The following is a 23,671-nucleotide window of genomic DNA, read 5'->3' as shown; positions in this document are numbered from 1 at the left end:
ATTGAGGAAGGTCGAACGCCAGTTCGAAAACTTCGGGATGACTCATGCTGAAAGAATGTCCATCGTATCGCTGGCTCGTGATCTCTGAACGAACATTAAAGAGCGCTGAAATGTTACGATTGAGTTTGATTAAAGATGTTAATCATAATATTATGTAGAGGTAATGGTTGCGGTGTTCGAGGCTATACAGATGCCTGGCACTTCCATACTAGAGTAGGAGTGACATTTTGTTTACTTGTAATCGTGGGGAAGCCATTGAACTGGGGAACGGCTATGGCCTTCTCGTGTTTAATGAGCATAGCTCCTTACCATCTCCAAAATCACGTTCATTTGAGTTCCCTGGTGATCAACTGCATTTTGCCCCTGATCGGCCTGCGGATGTGCAGCATGTGAAGCTGGATATCACCCTGGATTTTGATCAGGAGACTATCAGTGGTACTGCCTATACGACCTTCCGAACGCTGTTTGAAGAGGTGAGCACCGTTTCGTTGGATGCTGAGGAACTGCAAATCGAAAAAGTTGCGCTTGAGAATGGGACCCGGTTAGAATATTCTACGACCAATCGCAAGCTGCTGGTGATCCTGGATCGGCCCTATAAGCATGGTGAACAATTCACCGTCGCGGTAACCTATCACGCGAAGCCACGTATCGGCCTGCACTTTATGAAGCCGGTGCCCGAGGACCCCACTCGTCCTGTGCATGCCTGGACCTTTGGAGAGCCGCGCTATAACAGCCACTGGTTCCCCTGTCATGACAGTATGGACGATCAGGCGACCTCTGAGATCATTGCCACCGTACCGGCTGAGTTTATAACTATCTCCAATGGCAACCTGCTGGACGTCAAGGACAATGGTGCTACCAAAACGCACCACTGGCGGCACGACGTTCCCCATGGAGCCTATCTTATCTCGTTAGTGGTTGGCGATTTTGCGGTAATCGAAGATAGCTATAATGGCAAACCGGTCAATTACTATGTACGCAAAGATCGTAAAGACGATGCGACTCTGTTGATGGGCAAGACCCCGCAGATGATGCGCTTCTATAGCGAGTACACTGGCGTTGAGTATCCTTATGATAAATATGCCCAGACGGTGGTAGAGATCTATACCGGCGCCATGGAACATACCACGACCACCACGCATAGTTTTTCTTTATTGACCGACAAGCGTGCTGCGTTAGATATGGACCTGGTTCCGGTGGTCGCGCATGAACTGGCGCACCAGTGGTTTGGTGACCTGCTTACCTGCCGTGATCTGGCCAATGGCTGGCTCAAAGAAGGCTTTGCCACCTACTTTGAAAAGCTGTGGGAACAACACGACAATGGTAATGATGAGTTTAAATACGGAATGCTGTATGAAAAGCTCGGTTACCTGGAAGAAGATAGCCATTATCGTCGTCCCATTGTTTATTATGTCTATCATGATCGCGGCTTTGAGTTGTTTGATCGCCACCTGTATAACAAGGGAGCCTGGGTACTGCATATGCTGCGCCACCAGTTGGGCGAGCAGGGCTTCCGCCGTGGCATGAAAGCGTATCTGGAAAAGTATCGTGGCAAATCGGTGGTAACTGCTGATCTATTGCGCACCCTTGAAGAAGTAACGGGTCATAGCCTGGAGCGCTTCTTCCAGCAGTGGGTGCATGGTGGTGGCCATCCAGAATTAGAAGTGAGCTACAGCTGGGATGCTGAGCGTAAACTGGCGAAGGTAAAGGTCAAGCAGACCCAGAAAGTCGACGAGTTAACCGCTTGCTTCTATATGCCACTGGATATTGCTTTTACCTTGCCTGTTTCTAATAAAGAGGCCAGTAAGGGAGAGAAGAGCACACAGACACAGACCGTTACGATGCAGGTACAGCTTGGTGAAGATGGGCAGACAGAGCAGAGTTTCTACCTGCCGTTAGAGCGAGAGCCATTGTTGGTGCGTATCGATCCAGAAGGCTGGTTGCTTAAAACCCTGAAATTTGAGCGCTCTGCAAATATGCTACGCTACCAGCTGGCACACGACCCGGATATCCTGGGGCGTATCGAGGCGGCGCAGGAACTGGCCAGGCAGAAGGACGATAGCAGCCTGGAAGCTCTAATCTCCACGCTTAATAATGATCCTTTCTGGGGTGTACGTGCCACGGCTGCCAAGTCCCTGGCAAGCCTGGGGAATGAAAAGGCGCAGGCGGCCTTAATCAAGTCGCTTGAGCAACTGGACCCCACGAAATCCTCAAAGGTGCGTGCGGCGGTTGTGACTGCCCTGGGCAAGTACCAGGCACCGCAGCAGGCCGAGCTGGCCCAGCGTTCCGCTGAAGCCTTGCGCGCCATTCTGAGTAACGGGGATATCAGCTATCTGGTCGAAGCCAATGCCGCCGAGGCGCTGGGTCGCACCCGTACTGAAGGCGTGGCTGATTTTCTGACCAATCTGCTCGATCGTCCAAGCTGGACACACTTTGTGCAGCGTGGTATCTTCAGAGGCCTTGGTCATACTGGCGAAGACCGCGTCGTCGAAATCATGACAGAGTATGCCGGCAACGACCACAATCATCCCACCCTGCGTCGCGCCGCCGTGGCTGGTCTGCTGGCGGTTGGACAGCAACGCACCCTGTACAGCGAGGAGGCACGTCAGCGCGCCGTCACGGCCCTGCTCCATACTCTTGAGCATGACACATGGGCGCCGGCCCGCTCGCTGGCCTCAATGGCTCTGGCAGCGTTCGGCGACAAACGTGCCATCTCCGTCTTGAAGAACACGGCCGAAACCGAACTGGACTCTGGTGCTCAACGCAACTACCTGGTCGCTGCCCAGACCCTCAGCACCGAAGGTAAAGATGATGCCCAGCTCAAGCAGCTGCGCAGCGATCTGGACGAAGTGCGCGAAGAGAACCGCAAGTTGCGTGAGCAGCTATCAGCCATCGAAGCCAGGCTGAAATAAAAGCTGCCCGAGAAAAAGTGCTGATATGATGAAGAGACCCGGTAGTTGCTTTGCAGGACAACTACCGGGTCTCTTGCTTAAACCACGTTCAGTAAGTTCAGGTTCTCTGGTTTACTTTATAGGGGCAGCCAGTAAAAAATGTTACGATTGCAGATTTAAAGATGACCCCTCTTGATTTTGGGCATTAGGTTGTGCTAATATCCGACTGGGTAGCTAGGTATTAGCTGCGACTAACTCATTGATATCCATCTTCTTAGATGGATGAAAGGAATCACTTGTGCCTACCGGAACTATTATTTTGCTTGGTGCTTTTGCCGGTCTAACTATCTATCTGGGTTTGCCACTGGCGTTTTTCAAGCGTGCCCCCCAGACGCTGAAAGCTTTCCTCAGCATGGTGGCAACAGGTGTACTTATATTTTTGCTTTATGATGTGGTTGGGAAAGCCAGTGAGCCGATTAATAATCTGATCGACCAGGTGCGTTCACATAATACCGGTGGTACCTCCGATGTGGTGCTGATGCTGGCTGGCCTGGTGATCGGGCTAATGGGATTGGTCTATTTCAATAAATACGTGATTGGACGTTTGAAATGGACGAAGAAGCAGGCAGAAACCAGCTCAACGCCTGTACCTACCTCTCAGATCGCGCTGGCCAGTGTCGGTGCCAATGAGTTAGAGGCTGAGCATAAGGCGAGCAGTGATAATAGATCAAATGTGGCTGTGGCGGCGCCTGTCACAAGTGTGGCGGCTCCTGCTCCATCGAAAGATTTAGCTCCAAAAACCCTGGCATTGATTATCGCGATTGGAATTGGTTTTCATAACTTCTCCGAAGGCCTGGCCATTGGACAATCGGCCGCGGCAGGTGCACTGCAATTGGCGACCATCCTGATTATTGGTTTTGGCCTGCACAATATGACCGAAGGCTTTGGAATTGCTGGCCCCCTGACCGGCCAGCGTGTATCCTGGAAGTTTATCGCGTTAATTGGTCTGATTGGCGGTGGCCCGACCTTCCTGGGTACAATCGTTGGCATTGTTTTCCATTCCACCGAGATTTTCATCTTTTGCCTGGCCCTGGCCGCCGGAGCGATTATCTACGTGGTTGCCGAACTATTTGGCGTAGCCAAGAAGGTACGTGCCCCTGAGATCGTAATGTGGGGTCTGCTGCTCGGCTTCTTTCTGGGCTACCTGACAGATCTGATTGTTACCTACGCAGGCGCATAAATAATAAAATTTCAGCAGCACAAACAAAAAGAATCCTCTGACCATACAGGTCGAGGATCTTTTTGTTTTGTCGCGCTTGTGCTAGCGGTTTTGATCAAAGGTGGCATGTAGAGTCAAGAGCCAGGATAGATCCGAGCCAGGCTGGTACTCCTGGGGCTCTGTGTGGCGCCTGAAGATGCGGGCAGCTGTCAGCCCGTCCAGTGTCAGGTGTGCGCCACGCTTGCGCAGCCAGGAGCCCTCACGCAATCCCACGACAGGCACATCATTCTCCTCTAAGAATTCCAGAATCCTATCTTCTCGCGTCTCTCCCATATGTGTCGAACCAACCACCGGATCTTGATAGTGGGGATTGATCTGGAATGGGATGAGTCCGAAGGAGGCGAAAGAGGTGGGTTGTACGATTGGCATGTCGTTAGTGGTGCGCAGCGTGGGGCAGGACATATTGGTGCCCGCGCTGGAGCCCATATAACGCAACTCGCCGCCCGTTACACGCTCCCGGACAACATTGAGCACATCCAATTGCTGTAACGTCTTCAATAAGCGAAAGCTATTGCCACCACCCACAAATAGCACCTCGGCCTCGCGTAAGGTCATGGCTGGCTGGTCGACCGTGTGGAGACCAATAACTTTAACATCGAAGTCATTGGCTTTAAAGGCCTCCTGAATGGTGGCCGTATAGCTATCATATGCGGTTTTAGCCGCCGCGTAGGGCGCGAAATAGATGGTGCGATGCCCGTCCAGAAAATCGAGCAATGCCTCTCTGGCATGTGCGAGGTATCCCATATTATGTGTTTTTGAATTGCTAAGCAATAAAAGATTATCTTCCATTTTGCCTCTCTTTCATGGTCACTTACTCTGCAAACATTGTAAATGATCTGTCGATCCCCAGCTTCAGGGCTTTGTAATGTTTCTCTGTGGCGCCTGCGGCGCCGGGTGTGGAGTGAGGAGTGTGTTTGGTGGGCGGCTGCGGCCGCCCACCAAACACACTCCTCACTCCACACCTGAAAGAATGGACCTCGTAGCGCTGGCTCGTCATCTCCATGTTTGCCGGTGGGAGGAGGCTGTGGCGCCCACTAAACACACTCCACACCTGAAAGAATGGACCTCGTAGCGCTGGCTCGTCATCTCCATGTTTGCCGGTGGGAGGAGGCTGTGGCGCCCACTAAACACACTCCACACCTGAAAGAATGGGCCTCGTCGCGCTTGTTAGTGATCTCTGGACGAACATCAAAAAGCCCTGCCCCAGCTTTTTTGGGGCTTGACAAAGGCGAGGTGGTCATGGCATAATACGTGAGCCGTAGGGAGAGCAAGCATTCTATGAGAATGACAAGCCCTATGACAAAGTATAAGGCGCATTCGTCTAGCGGTTTAGGACATCGCCCTCTCAAGGCGGAGATCACGGGTTCGAATCCCGTATGCGCTACCAATCCAAAAATGGAGTCGTGTTATAACGGCTCCATTTTTTGTATATTATTTGGTATATTATGGGCAAAAAAATAGCGAAAAAAGCCACTGTTACGCCATAACCAGGTAACAGTGGCTTTTTTTAGTCAGACTTATTTATGGATGGATGACATCACAGATCAAGGGTTGGGCTTGAACGGCCGTCTCGCTCCATTGATAGCTGGCGAGCAAGGAGTCCTGGATAGCAAGGGCTTCCTGTTCATTACGGGCGTGAATCTCGATCAGAGGCTCTCCCGCAGTCAGGTGGTCACCAACTTTTGCCTGCAGGATCAAGCCGGTACGATGATCAACAGGCTCACCTTTTTTGAAGCGGCCTGCGCCAGGCTCATACTGGCCAGGCCAAGTCCTTCAGCGTTGATGGCGGCAATATAGCCTGTCTGTGGGGCTGTCAGCATCACGCGTATGGGAGCGTGTGGCAAGAGCTCGGGGCGTTCAATCTGTTGAGGATTGCCTCCCTGGGCGGCAATGACCTCGGTCAGCTTTTTGACGGCCGCTCCTGATTGGATGGCCTGGGCTACCATCTGATCGGCTTCTGCCTGGTTAGCAGCTTTCCCGGTCATCAGTAGCAGTTCCGCTGCCTCGTGGTAGCAGAGCTCAGATACATCGGCAGGCCCATTTCCGCGCAGGATATCAATGGCTTCAGCCAGTTCAATGGCATTGCCGATAGCGCGCCCAAGAGGTTGTTCCATCGATGTGATGGCGGCCACCGTATGTAGTCCAGCTGCACGGCCGATATCAACCATGGCCTGCGCCAGCTGACGTGCTTGCTCGATAGTCTTCATAAAGGCGCCCGAGCCAAATTTGACATCCAGCAGTAAGTGTGAGGCACCTACCGCCAGTTTCTTGCTCATGATACTGGAAGCAATCAGCGGAATACTCTCAATGGTGCCGGTCACATCCCGCAAGGCGTAGAGCTTGCCATCGGCGGGAGCCAGCTCCGCAGACTGGCCAGCCAGCACAATTTGATGGTCATGCAGGATTCTCATGAAGTCTTCACGCGACAATTCTACATGGAAGCCATCGACCGACTCTAGTTTATCCACGGTACCGCCGGTATGACCCAATCCGCGACCCGTCATCTTGCCGACCGCTACCCCGCAGGCTGCCACCAGAGGAGCCACGGCCAGGGTAACTTTATCGCCCACGCCACCCGTACTATGTTTATCTACCACAGGCGAAATCTGGGTATTGACGCGTAATTGCTCACCCGAACGGGCCATAGCCAGTGTCAGATCACTGGTCTCACGCTCATCCATCCCACGTAAATAAATAGCCATCAGCAGAGCAGCCATTTGATAGTCGGGGATGTTGCCGTGAGTATAGTTTTCAATCAGCCAGCTAATCTCCTCTGAACTGAACTTCCCCCCATCCCTCTTCTTAGTAATAAGTTCAACTGTTTGCATATAGTGTCATTCCACAATTTCAACGAGCCGCAAAGCAACCAGCCGAGGCTACGACTCGTTGATTGGGTATGCGACTATTCAGATACTACGATGCGCACCGCATCCATGGCATAGCCATTGTCGGTCTCAATTTGATAGCGTTTCAGGGTTTGACTGCCCAGGCGTACATTGCGATCAAAGATGAGCTGTCCATTGGTATACTCGTAGATAGTGCGCTCTTGATTATACACACCTTGTATGACAATTGTGTCAAATTTCTTATCGTCATTATCCTTAAAAGCTTTTAACAAGGTGGCCACCTGTTGCCAGGGTGCGCAGCGTCGATAGAGGATTTGCACTAGTTTCTTCGAGCGATAATTGGTATCCTCGCTCACCACCGTATAATCCAGTGCCCCCACTTCCAATTGATTGAGGTGAGCAACTGTATGGGGTGGGAAAGGAGTAGGTGGCTCGGGAGCCGACTGAACGGGTTTTTCAATGGGCCAACCTTCTTGTGCCGGCTTTTGTGGTCTGGGCATTGAACGTGCAGGTGCCACTTGTGGCGCGGGCCGCGGTGGCTGTGGGTCCTGTCTGACGTTGGCTGATAGACCGAAGGAACCAGGGGCCGTGGTGGCTGTGGCGTCACTGTTGGTCGCTCGGGTTGCTGCATCGGACGAGATTGACCTGGAGGAGGGTAGACCGGCCGTTGTTGTTGGGGCGGCGTCACCGGTTTAGGAGGATAGACGGAACGTTGGGTTGGCTGTGGAACGTTTTGTTGCTGTGGAGCAATATTGCGCCCACAGCGAATGCAGTAGCTCGTATTATCTGGATTTAATCCACCACAATGAGGACAGCGCATAAGTTGCTCTCCAGTCTGCTTTCAGGCATTTCAAAAAAAGTGTTTGCTTGTGTTTTCTATAATACATAAGACATAAGACGTGATAAGTGGCATCAATATCCAATTATGCCAGACTGTATCATCGTGCAAAGGATCTTTTGGCTGTAGTATATCACATAGGGGGTGGTCTCTTGTGTTCAAAGGACACAAGAGACGTGCCTTTGCGTGCGTGCGCATCCGCGCCCGCCACATTTTTATGTGTAATATTATTTTTGATTGCATGGAGTGCGCTTTGCGCACTCCATGCAATCAAAAATAATATGCTGCGCCCCGCAGGGGTGCAACATATTATTCAGCCTTGTTTGACGATGGCTTCTACGAGTTGGGCGTTGGAGGGGGTTTTTTCAAAGAGTTGAATGACTTGTTCGGAGGCTTCGCGACGAGGGATGTCGGCCATGCGGCGGCGCACAATGGACATCGCGCGTAACTCGGTGGATGAAAGCAGCCGCTCTTCCTGGCGCGTGCTGGATATAGTGACATCGATGGCTGGAAAAATACGGCGGTCGGCAAGTTCACGTGAGAGGCGTATCTCCAGGTTGCCCGTGCCTTTAAACTCTTCGTAGACCACTTCATCCATGCGGCTACCGGTCTCAACCAGGCAGCTGGCGACAATAGTAAGGCTACCGCCTTCCTCAAGAGCGCGGGCCGAGCCAAAGACACGGCGGCCAACTTCAAGAGCATGGGCATCAATACCGCCAGATAGCGTGCGGCTGCCAAAACCTCCACGTTGATTGCGTGGCATCTGCCACATATCACTATTTAGATTATGGGCGCGGGCCAGACGTGTTAGCGAATCCAGTAAAATAACGACATCATGTCCCTGCGCAACTTCGCGCCTGGCATCCTGCAGGGCCTGCTCAACAATACGACCGTGTTTAGATGATTGCTGATCAAAGCTAGAGGCATACATGCGCACCTGTGGTCCGCGTACCTCCATACGCCAGTCTGTTACCTCTTCGGGCCTTTCATCAACCAGACAAAGATAGAGGCGAGCTTCAGGATAATTTTGCATTGTTGCAGCTGCGACCTGGCGCAGAATCGTCGTTTTGCCAGCCTGGGGAGGAGCAACAATCAGCGCCCGTTGTCCAAAGCCGAGCGGCACCAGAAGATCAATCATGCGTGGCGCTATCGGTTGTTTCCCAGTCTCTAAAGTAATACGACGATTAGGGTGGATCGGAGTTAGCTTATCAAATGGAGTATGTGTGGATGCCACTCGTCATGGATCTCCTATCAACTACTAGGGGGATACGTTATTCATACTGTACCACACACGTCAAATCTGTGATGCATCTGAATCTTTTGCCCGCGCCTGTCGTTCATAGGGCTGGCCGGATGTCGGGAGCTTGGCATAAGCGGTTGAATACTCACGGCTACCAGCGTGGCTTATGACAGGCTGCTTATGTTTATCCGCATGTTGTGTCAATAAAGCAATGACAAACTGCCGAATCTGCTCATAGAATTTGCGTCTCGTGCCCGTATTATGGATAATTCGGATACGGTCTTCGCTGATCCCATAATGAGACAGCATATTATAGATTAAATATGCCTTATTTTCTTGCTGATAATAACTGCGTAACATCTCCTCAGAGATAAAATGATCGTCCTGGTTAGTTGGATGGTAAGCCCGCTTGTAAACCCGATTAATGCAGGTATCCAGGTCAGCCTCAAAAAAGAGGAAGTAAGCATTACGCAAGAAAGCAGGATGAAATTGTTGCAGGGCCTGCATATAGTCATTGCGCGCAAATTCAAGTAATAGCAAGGTCTTTGGATGGGTGATATATGTTTCTGCCTCATGTTCGAGGGCGTGCAGGGCTAAATCTAGCACCGAAAAATCCAGCACATCAAAGCCACCACAGCCCGTAGGCTTGAATTTATGCTGATGAATATCGGCCTTAAACTGGGCGAGCAAAAAATGATAATCGTTTATATGTGTGGCAGCCCAATTATGTTTCTTGATGAGCCACTGAATATAATGTGCGGCTGTCGACTTGCCAGAACCGGGTCGTCCTAATAAAAAAATATTGATGGCCATAGGTATACGATTCTCCCATCTGCAAAACCACCTCTTACTCTGACTAAGCGATAAATAATGTAATAGTTATGTTCATCTGATTTACTATAGACAAAGGAGGGAGGAGGCGCTGGTATTGTTAATATACACGTAACGCGTACATAGGACGGGGGGTAACTATAAATCGGATGAGTAAGAGTTATTGGGAAGGGTGGAAATATACTTAAGCTAGAAAGGGGTTGTATAGCGGAATTAATGAAGAGTCTATTTAGCCCTGGGTGGGGACCAACGAATAAAGTTGCGCTGCTCATAATCCCAGCTAACCACCACGTTTCCCCCTTCAATCTGTCCTTTGACCAGGGCTACATCGAGGGCTGAAGTAATAATTGAACGTACTTCAGGAATCGCATATTCAGCCGCGTGTTCATGTAAGATTTCATCTAACTTGGGGTAAGGATAGGAGGTAATGCCAAAGCGCACCGTAATATCTGTCAGTTCAAGCAAGCTTTCGGGCCGGCTCTGCTGATCCGCGAACACACGCAAGGCATCCAGTTTATAAGATCCCATGGCCCCGATACGTAAGCGCTCGGCATGCTCACGGGTTTGATCGAGGGAAGTATTTTTCAGCAAAATAAAGAAGCGATCGGCGTAAATATGGTACAACTGACATTCAGGATATTCTTTAAAAAAGGTACGGATCTGTTCCTGAATACGTAGACCCACTTCGCGTGTCAGGTTGCGCGCCAGGCGCTCTCCATATTTATTTGCCAGGCTACTATATTTATCGATATCCAGCGCAATGAAAGACACCACCTTATCGGCCAGTTTATCTTTACTCCCTTTATTGCGCGTACCGGTTTGAAGGGAGCCCAGCAAAGTCTCAACATCTTTATTGAAATCATGTTCTGAGGGAAAGTTTTCAAACAGCGTATCAATGATCGCCGGATGTTTGATTATATTACTCAGGTGTTGTATCCCCTGCTGGCGTATCCAGTAGGTTTTCAGTAACTCTTCCGCCATGCGACAAATAATGCGTAGGAGGCGTTGATAGTTCGGCGCAAAGGCATCGCGTAGATGTGAGGAGACATAGAGTACCCCCAACGGCAAGCCATCCTCACCAGAGATCGGAAGGGCAATAGAAGAGCGCAAGGGTGCATCTAGATCGCCCAGAATGGCCTGTGTGTCTGAAGAAGGTATATTGGGTTCATAAATAATGTGACGGCTATGCAGCGCGCGGATATAGGGATAGTTGGTATGTTTATCCAGTCCTGATAGGGGTAATCTGGTGGTGTAGCGTGCATCTTGATTCTGTGCCCGTAGCGTCATATGGCTCATATTCGTAGGTTGTGAAATATCACGGGGCAGCAAGACCCAACAGAAGCGCCAGCGAGGCTGACCCGAAGGAGTAGTTCCACCTAGTCGAATAACCATATCCGCCAGCCCATTTAAAATAGTGTCATCATAATTCATATTATTGTAGAGGTCGGTGGCGGGATTGACATTATCGCGCATACCAGGTCCCAGGCAGCTGCGCACGCATGCTACTTCTGCGTAGAGCGGCTCTAGTAAACGATGGATAGTTTCCACCACCTCGCTGCTTAAAGTCAGAGGGCTCGTCTCGCGCTGCAAAATGATCAAAGTCCTATCACTCGTCTGAGTTGTTTGTGGTATGCCAGCGCGCATTTCCTGTAGCGGCTCAACCCGAAAATCGGAAGTATATTGAAACCAGGGCCGGGGAGTCAAAAGGGTATAGGACGAGCCGCTCTGGCTCAGCCAGCCAACCAGGGATTCCCCTAGCGTCTCCAGATCCTCTACGCGTCGAATTGATTGTACTTTAGCTTCCGGCGAGAGTGGTAGAATCAGACCAGCTGTAGTGTTAGGGATGTTCTCACAGATCAATTTTAAGGCGATGCGTAGCGCTCGCGAGATAAAATAGTCCCAGAATAAAGCATCTCGACCTTGCGTCACGCGTTGATTGATTGAGAGCTCATCAACTGCGGACAGCTGATTTGTGGATGAGCTTTGTTTGGCTGGATTGGTAGTGGGGACTGTTTCCCTTAACGAACGAATGGTTAGCCAGAGTTTATCAATATCGGCTGGAATGTCACTGGCAGAGTAGCCTGCATTGATCAGTTCGCGAATGATCGCTAACTTATCTAATTCTGTCGGGGTATACAGGCGGCGCCCTTTAGGGCCACCGGGGCGCAGTGGATTAAGAAAGCCATATTCTTCCCAATCGCGCAGTTTGTTCTCAGTAATACCAAATAACTCGGCGGCACGACTAATGGTTACCGTCGCTTCATCACGCCCCCTATGGATATTTTGCAAAATGCGTTCTTGCACATCTTCTTTTTGTAAATGTTCCTGTATTGATTGCTTACTTCGCACATCCATCTTCGCCTCGCTGAAAAAGTGGAGAAAAACTCAGGGCTGATGCAACACAAGCTTAATAGTACCACAATTGTATTAGTTTGTATACCTGTTTTGAATGAAAGATATGAGGTTTTTTACCGATGGATGGACAAAAAGTATGAGATAAGAAGTTTTTCTAAGGATATCAGTACTATGTTCAGGAAAGTTAACTATAGCATCAGGAAAATTAAGAAAAGTAATCTTTTGTTCGTGAGGCTGTGAAACTTTCTTGGAGACTATTGACAAAAAAATTCTTCTCAGGTACCATATACTTTAAATACAGCAATTTTCTTCTTAATTGTAAACATTCTTCAGAATAGTCTTCTATTATCTAACCTGATTAGCTGATCCAACATAGTAACCAACACCTTGCACAGATATCTTTTACAGATGAAAGTGCACAAGAAGTAAAAGAGGTTGGGAGGCTATCGCTGGAGAGTTACTTTGAGTGAGGACAGAGTTAGTAATTAACTACGATAGAGGCAAACGTATAGACGTCGTATCAGCGTTGTAGCACAAACGTATTGAGCCATATTTTCGGAGGTCATTCTCATGACAACAGATGCGACATCTGCCCACCTTGATAGCTGCGACATAACTGATGGACAGACATGGTATGACCTATATAATTGGTTATTGCCGCTGGTCGAGATGTGGGTACGGGACTCTCGTGTGTCGTCCTGGTATGGTCAACACCGAGAGATCGCCGAAGATATTGCTCATGAAGCGGTCATGCGAACGTTTCGTTATCATCAGCGGGCCGATCGCGGTGAAATGCCACCGATCGGCTCTCTCAAAGCCTTAAGCCGGGTGATTGCGCGCAATTATTTTCGAGATTGGCGTAAAAAGGACTGGTACCTGGTACGGCCTGCGTTGGGTGAGAATGAGCAACAAACATTTAATGTCGCCACGGGTTTAAATGAGATTGTTGATGCTTCCCAGATTGCCCTGGATCATCTAATGCTCGACTCGCTAATCGTCTCGGTCGCCCAGGTTGTTGCGCGTTTCCCACGTGGCCAGAAGGTGGCTTTACTGACAGACCTGGCTAATATGTCTGATTTAGATGGGGAACCATCATTGTTGGAGCAGGCCTTATCGGATGTGGGTGTGCAATTGAGCGAATACAAGCGACCGCGCTCCGAAGATCCAACCATAAGAGGTCGAGATGCGGCCCTGCGTAGCATCGCTTACAAGCGTCTAAAGCAAGAAGTGCGTGTATAGAAGCTAAAAATCGAAAAGAATATTCCAACGCCCTGCGGGCGAAAGGCAAAACAGCCTCTCGCTCCGCGGGCGTTTCGTTTAAGTTTACGCGTGAGCCAGCTGCTTCAATTGATCTGCTGAGGCTAACTGCTTAAACTCATTCAGAAAAATGTGCTCTGCAAATCGTTCGACCTGGGCTAGCAGATGAGAAACACTGCCAGTATTGCGAAAAGTTTGAGCCATTTTATAAATGTGGTAAACAGACATTAACTGTGTACTGACATAGGACCAGTTATCATAACTATAATAGGTATGCATAATATAGTCTGAAACAAAGTGACCACTTTGTGTACGAGGCGAAGCCACACGCTGATAAATGCGCTCAATACAGGTTTCAAGGTCAGCATCGACAAAGAATATATAGGCATCTTTCAGAAAATCAGCACTGAACTGGCTCAAGGCCTGGGCATAATCGTTACGAGCAAACTCAATCGTGATAATACCATTGCTAGCATGCGCTGACATTGCCTGCACCTGTTGCTCTAAATTTTGTAAGGCCGTATCGAACACCGACAGATCCAAGACATCAAAGCCATCGTAGGCTGTACGCCGGAACTGTTCATGGTATCTCTCATCGCGGGACATACGGTAAAGGATGCTATAGTCATCTATGCTAAAAGCGGAATAATCACGCTGTTGTGCCAGGTTCAGAAGATGATGAATCGCCGTCGTCTTACCACTTCCAGGCCGCCCTAAAACAAATACCTTCACTAACATCACTCACACTCCTCCATCTTCCATCTGTGACTTGGTATATATCTATTTTTTTTGTTGTTCCTCCCCTGGTTGATGCGGTGTATATGTCTGGGTACCTGGGTCCCAGGCATAGATAATATTCCCTCCGGTGTCCGTCCCTAATTTGAGCGCAAAATCTAACGAATGGTAGAGTGTTGAGCGCACATCGGTCACCGACCGCATGTGACGAGGGGCTAAAAACTCAGCGAGTTTATCATAAGGATACCAGGTTACTCCCAGGTGTACCGATATAGTTGGCAAAGTTAATGTGCCACCTGGCAGCTCTGATTGTTTAAGCGCGATGCTTCCTTCTAATGCTTTACGTAAGCGTTCCGCATTGCTTTTGGTGCGTTCCAGCGTAAAGCCACGTAGAAGGAGGCAATATATGCCGCCATAAATATGATAGAGAGTGCAATTAAGGTGATTTGAGAAGAGTGCTGGCAAGAGATCATGTATACGCAAGCCAATGGCCTTATTCAGGTTATGTAGCGTCTGATCGCCATAACTATTAGCAATCGATTCCTGTACATGACTATCAATATCTATGGCGATAAAAGAGATTTCTTTTACCGGTCCATCGATTTCGGTTGGTATTGTCAGTTCTTGCTGCCGCTCCACCTGTTGTTTAATGGTGGTCAGGACTTCCGCCAGATCATTGAGGAAATCACTCTCGGAAGCAAAATCTTTAAAGAGAGGATCCACCGTAGCTGGATCATCTAACAGATCAGGCAGTGTATCCGCGATCTGTCGCCGAATTTTGTACGTATATAATAGTTCTTCAGTAATTTTAGCTATGATGCGTAAAATGCGCTGATCTTCTTCGCTGAAGGCATCTTGATCATACGAGGTGACATATAGTACGCCGATGGGATGTCCATCCTCACCGCTGATAGGAACCGCAATGTTAGACTGAATAGGGCCCTCCAGATCACGTTGCAGGGCCATTATATCTTCACGGGCTAGCTCTGGCCGATAGATGATATGACTACTTTGATAGGCACGTATGCTCAGGCTCGTCACATGGCGCTCAGGGGTCACTGAAGTCACGCCAACGGTGTGACGGGCCTGCTGGCTTTTAGCCCTCACAATCAAGCTACGTTGCTGTAGGGGCAGGCTCATATTATTGGGTAAGAGAATACAACAATCCTGCCAGCGCTGCTGGCCATCGGGCGTCTTGCCGCCCAGGCGAATCGTCATATTCGTCAACCCCGTCAGGATAGCATCTGTCAGCTTGGGTGTGAAATCCATGGCTGGCGCAATGACATCCTGTCTGCCTTCACCCATATAATGTTGCCATTGATGTTGTTCCTCATAGAGTGGTTCTAAGAGGCGCAGCACGGTCCGGATAGCTTTTTCCTGCCGCCGTATATGTTGTATCTCATCACGTTGCACGACAATCAAGGTACGGCGAGCAATCGAATTGGGCAACCGCATCCGTAATTCGGGGGGACATAATGGCTGTACAATATAATCGCTTGGATATTCAAAGACAGGTGCCGAGGTCAGGAAGGTAAAAAATGAGCTTGTTTGCCCCAGCCAGCCGACCAGCGACTCGCCAACCATTTGCAGGCTGGCAGGCTCGCGTAAAATTTCGTCTGCATTATAGTCATGTGCGGGGAGTACAAGACCAGCGTAGAAACCCGGGACGTCTTCGTAGATTAATAATAGGGCCATCCAGAGTACTCGTGAAGCATAGAAACGCCAGCCTGCTAGATCGCGATAGGCCAGGGTGACGCGTTTATTGATGTTATCATCCTGTGACTGGGCAATAGGAGACACAAACAAGTCTTCCACCTCATCCGCGAACAGGTGGGACGTTGTCGTCTGTGTTGGTGAGGCCAAGGCTGACCAGATCTCATTAATATTCGGAGGAATTGCCCCAGGTGTTAGATGTGCTTCATCAAGCAACTCGCGAATAATCGCAAGCTTATCTAACTCGGCAAATGAATATTGACGTTGCCCTGTTATCTGGCGTGCCTCGGTGTCTTCTTTAGGGCGTATCGGTTTAATCAACCCCATCTTCTCCCAATCGCGCAGCTGGCTTTCGCTAAAGCCAAACAAGCGTGATGCCCGTCCAATCGTCACTGTGACTTCGTTGCGCCCTCTCTGGATGTTGTGGTGAACCCGTCGTTGCGCGGCCTCATCTTTGAGATGTTTGGCAATCCGTTGTAGGTTGCGCTCATCCATCACCATATTTCCTTAAAAAAAATACAGTGGGTATTGCCCCATGTATTTCAAAATTCCTGCCTATCATAACACACGCTCGAATAGCTTGTACACCTGTATATGACGTTTTGGCAGATGCTGTATTAAAAAAACTATTACGATGCTTGAAAAACTTACAGACTGCCTGTTTGTTTCTCAATTGAAAAAACGCTATAAGGTGAGATTTTTTTGTGTTATTCTTACTAATCTCTCAAAAAGTAAGGTTAATTTATGAAGAGGTAAGAAAATATGATGAAAAAACGCTTGATTTGCCTGCCTGGACGCTTATGATTGTTGATTTTTTTTGTTGAAAATAATAGAAATATCAGCCGATCCTAAGAAAACATTGAATTAATAACTCTAGTATGCTATAAAATTGATAAGGATAAGTCAATAATATGAGAGGTTTGACGAGTTTTAGGCGAAGCTTTGTTGATGTGGAATAACGTATATGAGCGATAAGAAAGAACAAAGCTCGGTGACCAGAAATAAGCATCAGGTGAGAGCCATACTTTAGATAGGTTAGATAGGTTTCTCAGCTAGCCTGTCCTTGCTGGAGGTTACGACTCATGGCTGTTTATCGACCAATAGTACATACGAATGATCGCCAAACGGTGAGCGATCGTGTCTGGATGGAGCTCTACACTACATTAAGGCCCTATATTCTTGGCTGGGTCTATTCTTCAGGCGTCACATCCTGGCACGGACAGGAACATGATATTGCTGATGACATATTACAAGAAGCGGTTATTCGCACCTTAAAGTATACGAGACTGGTAGAGAATGGCATTGGGATGCCGATTCATTCAATGACATGTTTTGGGCGCACTGTAGCACACAATCATTTTCGTGACCTACGCCGGCGTGAGTTGCGTTTAATTCGTCCTACGTCCCAGGATGGAGAGGTCTCATATCTATTATCGAATGGCGATGATGTTGACCCTTCAGAAATCGCCCTGGATAGTCTCATGCGGATTTCTGTACTTATGACACTGGCACGTATTATCGTTGATTTTCCGGCCAAGCAGCGGACGGCGCTCTTAACCGATCTGGCGAACCACGCCGATTTAAGTGGGGAGACCAGTCAATTGCAGACCGCTTTTATGTCCGTTGGCATTGATTTACGTGAGTACCGGCGCGCCTTATCGGGAGATCCCCTGGAGCGCAGTCGGCATGCTGCTTCATTGAGTATGGCATATAAGAGATTGCGCCAGACCTTTCAATTGAATGAACAGGATTTCGCGTAATCATAGTGTTTTTCTAAAGGGAAGGTCGGCATGGGGTGTTTAACGTGTCGTTCTTCCCGCACCTTCTAGCTTCTGTGATACAATGGCTGCAAACTAACCTCACTGTTGATGTTAAAATGACCCACTACGAAGGACAGCTATCTATGTCACAGACTGCTACCTATGCACAAAGTTACCTCTCGAGTTTTCAATCCTACCAGAAAGAATATTTCCAACGCCTGGAAACACTGGTCAATATCGATTCTGGCACTGGCCAGGTCGAAGGTGTGAACAGTATTATGGACACGCTCCAGCAGTGGTTGGGTGAATATGATTTTAAGGTGAGCCTGCATCCCTCAAAGGGTTATGGCAATAATCTGCTGGCACGGCGTAAAGGAAATGGAAAACGCCGCATCTTAATCATGGGCCATGTAGACACTGTTTATCCAGCGGGTGCGGTTCGCAAGCAGCCCTTTGCTATGAACGATGGCGTCGCGATTGGTCCTGGTGTGCTGGATATGAAATCGGGGGTGTTGCTCGGCGTCTATGCGATGCGCGCATTGATCGAGGCTGGCTTTGATCAATATGGTGAACTGGTACTGCTCTTCAACAATGATGAAGAGGTTGGCTCACCTGGCAGTAACCCTTTGATTCGCGAGATAGCGCGCGAGGTTGACTATGGGCTGGTCCTGGAACCAGCGGGCAAGCAAAGCTCGCTGACCCATTCGCGTAAGGGTACCGATAAGTATGTGCTGGAGGTGCAGGGTATCTCGGCCCACTCTGGTGTGGAACCCTATAAGGGCCGCTCGGCCGTCATTGAACTGGCCTACAAGATTCTGGCCATTCAGAATCTGCACGCGATTTTTCCTGGTGTCACCTTCAATGTGACCAAATTAAATAGTACTGAACCCCTGAATGTAATTCCGGATATGGCGCGCTGCTCTATTTCAGTGCGTTCATTCAGCCGCCAGGGATTGGACGCAGCAGCGGCGGCCCTGCAGAAGGTTGCTGCCACCAGCAATGTGCCGGATACTACCACTACCTTGACCCGCAATCCTGGTCGTCATCCTTATGAGCCAACACCTGAAATACAGTGGTTGGTAGAACTGGCCAGACTGGAAGGTGAGGCATTAGGGATAAATCTCAAAGCCGAACCCAAAGGGGGCGTATCGGATGCCAACATTTTGATAGATGCGGGCATTCCAACCCTGGACACCCTTGGCCCTGTGGGCGGTGGTATGCATAATCTGGATCGGGAACATATGCAAGTCAGTTCTTTCATGGCGCGCGGCCCCCTGCTCGCAGGCCTGATACAGCGCATCTGCCTGCACGAAAAATAAAACTACTGTTCTTTTGGCTAAATGTCATATAGACCTGGGCAAGTGAGCATCTTAGCGGTATAGTATTTATACCGGGTCTTTTTTGTCTGTAACTATGCACTTTAAGGAGTTTCTCTTACATGGAAGCGCTTATCTTCCTACTTTATGTCGTTCCATTTCTGCTACTTGTCTACGGGGCGTTCATGTTCTACATCCGTCCAACACGGGCGGTCCTATTAGCCTCTTTACTGGGTGGCCTGGTGATGGGTATTATCAACATGGCCGTAGACATGCTTGCTTATGCAAGTCACTGGTGGCACTACTCATTTGTGCAATCGGCCCTGCATAATCCCAACGACTTTCAATTGCAGTTGTCCAATCTCTTCATGAAGACATTGAACACGCTGCATGTTCCATTGCCTTTTTACCTTACCCCTATCTTTATTTATGGCAGCCTTGGCTATCTGCTCATCTGGCGCTTCTGGTCGGGCAAAGCACGCTGGTTCGCCTGGGTCTTACTGGTAGGTATTCCCCTCTTCAGCATCTACCGGGATATCTCAGGCGGTGTCACCAACGGCTCTTACCAGATCTGGGAGAACGTACCTGTGGCATCGACTGTCACTGTCGTGATGTGGTTAGTCGCTTTCTACCTGGGCTTTATGTTGTTCTGGTGGAGAGCCAGAAAGACTCCTTTTGTGGCTGAACAGTCGGAAGAGCAGTCAAACCAGGTTGCAGCTTCGAAGCATGCGCCGACCGTCTCAAAATAGATGTTGTGCCCACATCTGGCACAGGTGAGGAAGGAGTAAAAACGAGGAATGGATGCCACACAACAGGAGATTCTGGAACGTTTAAATGCCAGTGGTAAAGGAACGGTGCTGGAGGCACTGGATATAAGCGTGGTTGAGGCCACCAAAGAGAAAGTAGTGGCCTCAATGCCGATTAGCTCGAAGCATCTGCAACTGGTCGGATACTTGCATGGAGGGGTCTCAGTCGTGTTGGCGGAGACAGTGGCCTCGCTGGCCAGTGTGATGAACATTGATACTGCGCGCCAGATGGCGTTTGGTTTAGAGATCAATGCCAACCACCTGCGTCCAAAGCGTGATGGACAGCTATTCGCGGTGGCGACCCCGATTCATATGGGACGAACCACCCACGTCTGGGATGTGCGCATCAGCGATGAAAAAGAGAAGCTGATCTGCATCTCGCGCTGCACCGTAGCCGTGGTGGATCGTCCGCCAGATGATGGCGATCCTTTGTTCAAAAAGTAAACCAGATCTCAGCGGACTCAACCTTTAAGTTCTTGCATCACTGCAGCTAGATCTGCATAGACATAATCTGGGTGGAGGGTAGATTTTTCCAGGCTGGCAGGGGTATCTTTGCCCGAGAAGACCAGCAGCGTCCTGGTATTGGCCGCGATCCCGGCCTTAATATCTACCCCAGGTTATCCCCGATCATTACGGTCTCTTCCGGTGTACTACCCAGCTTGCGCATAGCTTCCTGTAGCAAAGCGGGTTCGGGTTTTCCAATTACCTCTGGACTGGTTTCGCTACCGGCTTCTATAGCGGCCACCATCGTGCCGCAGCCAGCTGTCAATGCGCCGCCCGCGATAGGTAACAAGGGATCGCGATTGATAGCGATAAATGTAGCACCCTTGCGGATTGCCAGTATTGCTTCGGTTAATTTCTTATAATCAAAGGCCCGATCCAGGCCGACAAAAACCACATCTGTGCTCTGCCAATCCTCGTTAGCTACCTTGAGATGATGTTGGTTGACCAGATCGAAGAGGGGCTGTTCGCCGATGACATAAACGGAAGCGCCAGGAAAGCGATGCTCTATGCTTTGCACTGCGGCCTGGGCCGCGCCCATCACATGGCTCTTATCCGTCTTAATCCCCAGCCGTGCTAGCTTTTCGACCACCTGGGTCTCACTGGCGAATGAATTATTAGTCAGGAACAAATATTTTTTTGCATTGGCATCCAGCCACTGAATAAATTCCAGGGCACCTGGAATTAAGGTCTCGCCTCGATAAACGACGCCATCGAGATCAATGAGGTAGGTTGTGAGGTCTTGTATCTGTGGTAACATGCTACCGTTGTTCTCCATATTATTAAAAGCAATTGGAAACGCGGCCATAGGTTCGCACCCAGTATATCACAGAGTATTTATGGGCATATGAAAATGCCCTTTCTACCAGGGAAAGGTATAGGGATTGTGTCGTTCCCTTGTGTGCGGGCGCATGCGCGCCCGCACCAGTAACTTATGTAGTGCAAAAAGTGCGCAGGGCGCACTTTTTGCACTACATAAGTTACTGTGTATGAGCTCAGCGGGTACAGAAAATTATGCCTGTTTTATTATATGGTGTAGAAAGTGTGCAGGGCACACTTTTTGCACTACATAAGTTACTGTGTATGAGCTCAGCAGGCACAGAAAATTATGCCTGTTTTATTATGTGGTGTAGAAAGTGTGCATCGCACACTTTCTACACCACATAATAAAACAGTATGATTACCACAGAAGGTAAATTTTTGCGCGCAAAAGGCGTGCAAAATCAGGCGTGAAGATCGTGGCGATCTTGAGGATCAGGCATATTATTGCGCGTTGTTTTATTCGCGCAATAATTGTTCGCGAATGGCCAGGATCTCGCGGCGCAGGGTCTGGTTGACATTGATGGTGCGATCGATCTTTTCGCAGGAATGGAGTACCGTGCTATGGTCGCGGCCCCCAAAGAGCTGGCCGATCTCCAGCAACGAGGTTGAGGTTTCCTGACGAATAAGGTACATCGCGATCTGCCGTGGTGTGACTATATATTTATCGCGTTGTTTGCCGCACATGGCTTCAAGCGAGATATGATAATAATCGGCTACTGCCTGGGCGATCTGGCGGCTATTGAGTGTCGGTTCGCGCGTATCCGTGCCAAGGGAAGAGATAGCCGAGCGTGCCACATCCATGGTCAGCTCAACCCTATGAAGTTGCTGATAGGCCATCAAGCGATTCAAGCAGCCCTCTAATTCACGGATATTGGTCTGCACGCGGCCCGCGATATAGGCAATAATCTCATCGGGCACATGATAATGCAAGAGATCGGCCTTCACGCGCAGAATAGCCATCCTGGTCTCCAGGTCTGGTGGCTGAATATCAGCGATTAAGCCCCACTCAAAGCGTGAGCGCAAGCGTTCCTCCAGACTCAAGATAGCCTTGGGGGGACGATCACTACAGATCACGATCTGTTTACTCATCTCATAGAGGCTATTAAAGGTATGGAAGAATTCTTCCTCAGTAGATTCTTTACCGGCGATAAATTGGATATCGTCTACCAGCAGGATATCGACCGAGCGATACTTGGCACGAAATTCTTCAGTGGTACGGTAGCGAATCGCATTAACAATTTCATTAGTGAACTGTTCAGAAGAGACATACAGGACAGCCAGGCCAGTCTGCACCCCTTGATGTCCAATGGCATGTAGTAAGTGGGTCTTGCCCAATCCCACACCGCCATAGAGGAAGAGAGGATTATATGATTCGCCGGGTGCTTCAGCGACCGCTAATGAGGCCGCATGTGCCAGACGATTGCTATTGCCAACGATAAAAGCATCAAAGGTATAGCGTGCATTCAAACGATTATGGGCCAGCATATTCGCCCGCTGCTCATTTTCCCAATCTTCCAGCGTTTCAGGGGAAGCATAAGAAAACTCTGACTGGGTTGGTGAGCGCGACGCAATATCATAATAGCCATTGCCACTATGGTTATTATTATGTTGTCCCGAATGGGATTGTCGCGCTGAATGAGGAGGGCGTGGTGCCTGTGGCTCACGCTCCCTTTCCCGCTCATGGATGGGAGGCAGTGTTTCTGGTACAGGTGCAGCGTGAGAGGAAGCTCTCACCACCAGAGCCACTGGTTGCCCAAGCACATCTTTTAATACATCCTCCAACAACTGCTGCCAGCGTGTCGCAATGATATCCCCGGCCAGATCATTAGGAACCTGGAGGGCGAACGCCAGCAGACCTTGCTCGGAAATATCCGGAGCAAGATCATGGAGCGCATCAGGTGCCAACTCAACCAGGTGAGCCTCCTGGAGCCAAGTCTTGGTCAGCGCATCAATGGGAGTTGTATCCAGTTGTGCAAGGGTAGTACGCCAGATAGTAGCGGTATTCACCGTTATTCCCCCATGCCCTTAGTCTTGCGCTAGCGCTACACACTCGATTTCGACCAGCGCCTTCTTAGGCAGTTCCACGACCGCGACCGTAGAGCGCGCAGGTGCGTTATCCCCAAAGTAGGTGGCATAGACCTCGTTCATCGCCTGGAAATTGCTCATCTGTGTCAGGAAAACAGTGGTTTTAATCACACTATTTAGCGAGCCACCGGCCGCTTTCAACACGGCCTGTAGATTTTGTAGCACACGATGTGTCTGTGTCTGGACATCGTCGCCAACCATTTCACCGCTAGCCGGATCAAGAGGAATCTGACCGGAGGTGTAAATGAACTGTCCGTAGCGGATGGCCTGATTATATGGACCAATCGCCGCTGGAGCTTCTGAAGTGCTAATCTGTGTATATTCCATGTGCATTTCCCATCATCGGGCAAGTAGACGCGAATGCTATCTTGCGCTGAATGTATACTGAATATAGTC

The 23,671-nt window shown here is 49.4% G+C and carries 20 protein-coding genes and 1 tRNA gene; 8 read left to right on the top strand and 13 right to left on the bottom strand.

Features of this window, described 5'->3' with window-relative positions:
- Nucleotides 1–227 precede the first annotated feature (227 nt).
- The gene (locus EL645_RS09110; protein ID WP_126549725.1) at nucleotides 228–2,912 is read left to right on the top strand and encodes a M1 family metallopeptidase; all 2,685 of its coding nucleotides are present in this window, start codon (nucleotides 228–230) and stop codon (nucleotides 2,910–2,912) included.
- A 277-nt stretch (nucleotides 2,913–3,189) separates the two neighbouring features.
- On the top strand, nucleotides 3,190–4,131 hold the full coding sequence (locus EL645_RS09105; RefSeq protein ID WP_218031797.1) for a ZIP family metal transporter: 942 nt from the start codon (nucleotides 3,190–3,192) through the stop codon (nucleotides 4,129–4,131).
- Between the two features lie 81 nt (nucleotides 4,132–4,212).
- On the opposite strand, the gene pepE is transcribed toward EL645_RS09105, so the two are convergent.
- The gene (gene pepE / locus EL645_RS09100; protein WP_126549724.1) at nucleotides 4,213–4,959 is read right to left on the bottom strand and encodes a dipeptidase PepE; all 747 of its coding nucleotides are present in this window, start codon (nucleotides 4,957–4,959) and stop codon (nucleotides 4,213–4,215) included.
- A gap of 521 nt (nucleotides 4,960–5,480) precedes the next feature.
- On the opposite strand from pepE, the gene EL645_RS09095 reads away from it, so the two are divergent.
- Nucleotides 5,481–5,557: transfer RNA gene (locus EL645_RS09095), tRNA-Glu, on the top strand.
- Between the two features lie 134 nt (nucleotides 5,558–5,691).
- Here EL645_RS09095 and EL645_RS40830 read toward each other — a convergent pair.
- The 6 genes from EL645_RS40830 to EL645_RS09070 form a co-directional block, all read right to left on the bottom strand.
- Nucleotides 5,692–5,868 carry a hypothetical protein gene (locus EL645_RS40830; RefSeq protein WP_246035319.1) on the bottom strand — a complete coding sequence of 59 codons (177 nt, stop codon included), beginning with the start codon at nucleotides 5,866–5,868 and terminating at the stop codon, nucleotides 5,692–5,694.
- Nucleotides 5,865–6,998: a thymidine phosphorylase gene (locus tag EL645_RS09090; protein ID WP_218031796.1), complete on the bottom strand. Its 1,134-nt coding sequence runs from the start codon at nucleotides 6,996–6,998 to the stop codon at nucleotides 5,865–5,867. The genes EL645_RS40830 and EL645_RS09090 overlap by 4 nt, the downstream gene beginning before the upstream one ends.
- 74 nt (nucleotides 6,999–7,072) lie before the next feature.
- Nucleotides 7,073–7,516: a hypothetical protein gene (locus EL645_RS09085; RefSeq protein ID WP_126549723.1), complete on the bottom strand. Its 444-nt coding sequence runs from the start codon at nucleotides 7,514–7,516 to the stop codon at nucleotides 7,073–7,075.
- 651 nt (nucleotides 7,517–8,167) lie between these two features.
- Nucleotides 8,168–9,088, bottom strand: coding sequence for a transcription termination factor Rho (rho, locus tag EL645_RS09080; protein ID WP_126549722.1), 921 nt, complete (start codon nucleotides 9,086–9,088; stop codon nucleotides 8,168–8,170).
- Between the two features lie 60 nt (nucleotides 9,089–9,148).
- Nucleotides 9,149–9,907, bottom strand: coding sequence for a nucleoside/nucleotide kinase family protein (locus EL645_RS09075; RefSeq protein WP_126549721.1), 759 nt, complete (start codon nucleotides 9,905–9,907; stop codon nucleotides 9,149–9,151).
- Between the two features lie 243 nt (nucleotides 9,908–10,150).
- Nucleotides 10,151–12,274 carry a MerR family transcriptional regulator gene (locus EL645_RS09070; protein ID WP_161977247.1) on the bottom strand — a complete coding sequence of 708 codons (2,124 nt, stop codon included), beginning with the start codon at nucleotides 12,272–12,274 and terminating at the stop codon, nucleotides 10,151–10,153.
- A gap of 576 nt (nucleotides 12,275–12,850) precedes the next feature.
- Here EL645_RS09070 and EL645_RS09065 point away from each other — a divergent pair.
- Nucleotides 12,851–13,519 (top strand): sigma-70 RNA polymerase sigma factor region 4 domain-containing protein, encoded by a 669-nt coding sequence (locus EL645_RS09065; protein ID WP_126549719.1) that lies wholly within the window; start codon nucleotides 12,851–12,853, stop codon nucleotides 13,517–13,519.
- Between the two features lie 84 nt (nucleotides 13,520–13,603).
- Here the strand turns inward: EL645_RS09065 and EL645_RS09060 are convergent, their stop codons facing one another.
- Together EL645_RS09060 and EL645_RS09055 are read right to left on the bottom strand one after the other, a co-directional pair.
- Entirely contained in the window at nucleotides 13,604–14,275 is a 672-nt protein-coding gene (locus EL645_RS09060) for an AAA family ATPase (RefSeq protein ID WP_126549718.1), read from the bottom strand.
- A 42-nt stretch (nucleotides 14,276–14,317) separates the two neighbouring features.
- The gene (locus EL645_RS09055) at nucleotides 14,318–16,480 is read right to left on the bottom strand and encodes a MerR family transcriptional regulator (RefSeq protein ID WP_161977246.1); all 2,163 of its coding nucleotides are present in this window, start codon (nucleotides 16,478–16,480) and stop codon (nucleotides 14,318–14,320) included.
- A 587-nt stretch (nucleotides 16,481–17,067) separates the two neighbouring features.
- Between EL645_RS09055 and EL645_RS09050 the strand changes: the two genes are divergently transcribed.
- From EL645_RS09050 to EL645_RS09035, 4 genes are all read left to right on the top strand, one after another.
- Nucleotides 17,068–17,745 (top strand): hypothetical protein, encoded by a 678-nt coding sequence (locus EL645_RS09050; RefSeq protein WP_126549716.1) that lies wholly within the window; start codon nucleotides 17,068–17,070, stop codon nucleotides 17,743–17,745.
- A gap of 143 nt (nucleotides 17,746–17,888) precedes the next feature.
- On the top strand, nucleotides 17,889–19,064 hold the full coding sequence (locus EL645_RS09045) for a M20 family metallopeptidase (protein ID WP_161977245.1): 1,176 nt from the start codon (nucleotides 17,889–17,891) through the stop codon (nucleotides 19,062–19,064).
- 119 nt (nucleotides 19,065–19,183) lie between these two features.
- On the top strand, nucleotides 19,184–19,810 hold the full coding sequence (locus tag EL645_RS09040) for a hypothetical protein (RefSeq protein WP_126549714.1): 627 nt from the start codon (nucleotides 19,184–19,186) through the stop codon (nucleotides 19,808–19,810).
- 48 nt (nucleotides 19,811–19,858) lie between these two features.
- A complete protein-coding gene (locus EL645_RS09035; protein WP_126549713.1) occupies nucleotides 19,859–20,311 on the top strand; it encodes a hotdog fold thioesterase in 453 nt (150 codons plus the stop codon).
- A 17-nt stretch (nucleotides 20,312–20,328) separates the two neighbouring features.
- Here the strand turns inward: EL645_RS09035 and EL645_RS45325 are convergent, their stop codons facing one another.
- The 4 genes from EL645_RS45325 to EL645_RS09015 form a co-directional block, all read right to left on the bottom strand.
- Entirely contained in the window at nucleotides 20,329–20,472 is a 144-nt protein-coding gene (locus EL645_RS45325) for an HAD hydrolase-like protein (protein WP_126554096.1), read from the bottom strand.
- Between the two features lie 2 nt (nucleotides 20,473–20,474).
- On the bottom strand, nucleotides 20,475–21,128 hold the full coding sequence (locus EL645_RS09025) for an HAD-IIA family hydrolase (RefSeq protein ID WP_161977244.1): 654 nt from the start codon (nucleotides 21,126–21,128) through the stop codon (nucleotides 20,475–20,477).
- A 518-nt stretch (nucleotides 21,129–21,646) separates the two neighbouring features.
- Entirely contained in the window at nucleotides 21,647–23,197 is a 1,551-nt protein-coding gene (gene dnaA, locus EL645_RS09020) for a chromosomal replication initiator protein DnaA (RefSeq protein ID WP_218031795.1), read from the bottom strand.
- An 18-nt stretch (nucleotides 23,198–23,215) separates the two neighbouring features.
- On the bottom strand, nucleotides 23,216–23,602 hold the full coding sequence (locus EL645_RS09015) for a RidA family protein (RefSeq protein ID WP_126549711.1): 387 nt from the start codon (nucleotides 23,600–23,602) through the stop codon (nucleotides 23,216–23,218).
- Nucleotides 23,603–23,671: the final 69 nt, after the last annotated feature.

It is taken from the genome of Dictyobacter kobayashii, assembly GCF_003967555.1.
Lineage (GTDB): Bacteria > Chloroflexota > Ktedonobacteria > Ktedonobacterales > Ktedonobacteraceae > Dictyobacter > Dictyobacter kobayashii.
This window is presented reverse-complemented; position numbering and strand designations above follow the sequence as displayed.